The sequence below is a fragment of the Brunnivagina elsteri CCALA 953 genome (genome assembly GCF_002289455.1).
In the GTDB taxonomy this organism is placed as follows: Bacteria; Cyanobacteriota; Cyanobacteriia; order Cyanobacteriales; family Nostocaceae; genus Brunnivagina; species Brunnivagina elsteri.
The window spans coordinates 1-3,021 of the sequence record NZ_NTFS01000583.1 but is presented as its reverse complement, the minus strand read 5'-3'; the positions used below and the strand labels follow the sequence as shown (position 1 = coordinate 3,021).

Below are 3,021 nucleotides of genomic sequence, written 5' to 3'. Positions count from 1 at the left end.
GTAGCCGCATTAGACGAGCGTACATCGGAGAGGTTGCCGTAGGCTAGCGAGACTTCTCGCAGAGTAGCGTCTATATCTGCGGTTTTTATCTCTTTATATGTACCTCTTTATATGTAACTCATTACAGACGGAAGTGCTGTATATACTCTAAACATCTCATAGAATCGTCTTTATTCCTTCTGACGAAAAATCATCCTAAAACTTCAAAATTTCCCCATTCGATTCGATTGGTGTTGGTTCAACCTCCCAAACTAAACCTTCCCCTGGAGTCAATTCAACTTCAATAAATAAATGTTCGACTGCTGTTGTGGCAATATCTTCATTATTTTCAAAAGCTTGTAAATCTTCTGTGAGTAAACGTAATTTAAACCCAGCAGGAATTAATCCATCTGATATCGCATTTCGTAATTCAATTCGCCAAATATACGCTGTACTATTAACTTTTGGTGACACACGCAATTCATACTTACCACCATCAATTGTTAATTCCCGCACCAGTGCTGTAACTGCTTCCCCTAACTCCGAACTCCTAGAACCAACCAAACTAGGCTGAATTTCCATTTTGCCCCAGCCAATATTTTCTGCTAAATCGGATACACCGCGCTGCATCCAATCGAGTACTGAGAATTGTGCGGGCATTCCTTGACGCATTTGATACAATTTTTGCCGACGATCGCTATTTTCTAGCAATGCACCCCAAGTTGCAAATGGTATCGCCATTCGGGGCATAAAAAGTTCGGGATTACCGAGTCTTTGCAGGAGGTTTTCGGCTTGTGTTGGGGGTAATGCTGGTAATACGGGAATTTCGGCACGGATGACTTCATCGGGGCAAAGTTGACGCGCTATCCAGAGTAGGTTGATGTTGGAAAATACCTCTTCTTGGCTGAGGGAATAAGTGCGATCGCTTGGATCGTATATTGCTTTTGCTTTCAGTTGAGCATGGGTTGTATATCCCCAAATTCGTAACCAACCTGCTTCGGGTTCGACTTGAACGGCAATGTAGTATTCTGCTGCCCAAGTGGGAATGTCTACCCATTCTTGGGGTATCCGCATTTCGCTTAAATCGATGGCTTCGCTGGGGATAATTACGATACGTCCAGCTTGGCAATTTATCGCTGTACCATTGGTAATTTCCCAGAAGCTTGCTAGGGATGAATTGTTGGGAAATACACTAGCTTCGGGTGCGTATTCTTCTCGCAACCAAGGTAATAAGATATTCAAACTCAAACGGTTGAGGTAGGCATTCCAGTGGTTATTGGGGGTGGAAAATTTTGTGGTTTGCTGCCAAGCTTTGGTAGTTTCGTCTGGTTCGATTTCTAACAAGACTTGGGATGTTTCGGTTAAGGTTGAAGATGGGTTAAAAGTCATAATTATTACTCCTGCGGGGTGAGAGGACGGGTGTAAAAACTTTTTAACCACTCCTCCATAACGGTGCTGATATAATTGAGTACCGTCGAGTTTAGGGAAATATGCAGGGTATCTCGACTCCAGTTTGCTAGCTTGATGAGTAAGGTTTCCCGTGCTTTGGTTAAACGTCGGGAAATTGTATATTGTTTGATTTCTAGTTGCTTGGCTATTTGCTGTTGTGTCAATTCTTCTGCGTAGTAAAGTTGGAAAATTTGCTGTGTTTCTGAGTCGAGTTCGTTGATTGCTACTGCTAGAATATTACCCATATTCTTTAATTGTGCTTGTCGATCATTTTGTTCTTCCTCGGCAATGAATTCTGAGAGTAGGGATTCTTGTTTGAGTCCAGGTAGATTATCTGCTAAATTATCAATGAATTCTGCTGAATTTTCATCTCCTCTGGGTGCATTTAATGAGGTAAAACTGGGATATAAGTAAGCACGGGTAGCTTTTGCTGTCGCAACCAACCATTTTTCCATTGTTTCTTTGCTGGATTCAGCAACGGGATTGGGTAAGCTATGAAGCTGGGAATTGTACATTTTTGCGATCGCATCCCAGGTTGCATCATCGGGTTTGGGAAGTTTTCGGGTTCCCTTGGGTTGTTGGGGTATGTAACAAGAATTAAAGCATTTCCAAGCTAAAACATAATTCGCTATTTCTGTTGCTCTCAATCCCGCATTTTCCAATGACTCAACTAACCGCTTTTGTGTTATTTTCCGTAATAGTCGCCAATTTGTACATATATCAATTTCCTTCTGCTGACGCAACATTTCTTTGAGTTCGCTACTAAAAATTGCGCTAGCATAACTACTAAGACTAAATCCAACTTCTGGTTTAAACCCTTTTAAGACTTTATCAACCCGTGCGATCGCCATTTGAAAGCAATCCGATAAGGTGTATTGGGTTGTGGTAATACTAGTTATGGTTTTCTGAGCTGCCCAATAACAAGCTTCTTGTAAGTAAGCTGATAAATGCCCTTTTGCTAAACCTTCTGGTTGATGACTCCACAATTTGTACCAGTAAACCACCCAATAATTGTGGGATGGTTCAGCTTCGGTGAGAGTTCCTTGATAGTTTCTGATATTTCGCCGCAATCTCCCATCAATAACCCAACCATTCGCCCTATCTGCCTCAAACTGTAGGAAGCTTGAAAATAATTCTATAATATCTTGCCGCGATCGCATAATTTAATTTCCCGAAGAATGCATATTTTAGAAAATTACGTCGTAATTAAAGTTTAGAACTGCTGAAAAGTCGAATTTGTCGGTAATTAATCCCTCTTTATCTACCAAAACAACATTTTTACTACTTTCAACAGATTGACAAATCCCACTTAATCAAAATCAATCCCATTCTTGTCCACCTTTTACAAAAGTTCACTTTCTGATTTATACAACTTTAGAGGAGGTACAGTCGAGCCAAATCCCAGCACTGAATTTTTCGCAATGTTTGCATAATTTATTGAAGAAACCCAGACTGTTTAATTGGGGGGTTAATGCGATCGCTATCCACGGACAATTGTTCACTTTTATTGTTCCTAAAGTTTATGTCTAAAATAATACTGGTATTACGATGAGGGAAATACAAAAACTATTCATTATCTTATAAGCTTTTGTG

2 protein-coding genes are annotated in these 3,021 nt (G+C 40.5%); both read right to left on the bottom strand.

Annotated features, from left to right (window positions below; all coding sequences use genetic code 11):
• Positions 1-195 precede the first annotated feature (195 nt).
• Positions 196-1,368 carry a DUF1822 family protein gene (locus CK510_RS28665; RefSeq protein WP_095724875.1) on the bottom strand — a complete coding sequence of 391 codons (1,173 nt, stop codon included), beginning with the start codon at positions 1,366-1,368 and terminating at the stop codon, positions 196-198.
• A 5-nt stretch (positions 1,369-1,373) separates the two neighbouring features.
• A complete protein-coding gene (locus CK510_RS28660) occupies positions 1,374-2,588 on the bottom strand; it encodes a sigma-70 family RNA polymerase sigma factor (RefSeq protein WP_095724874.1) in 1,215 nt (404 codons plus the stop codon).
• Positions 2,589-3,021 lie beyond the last annotated feature (433 nt).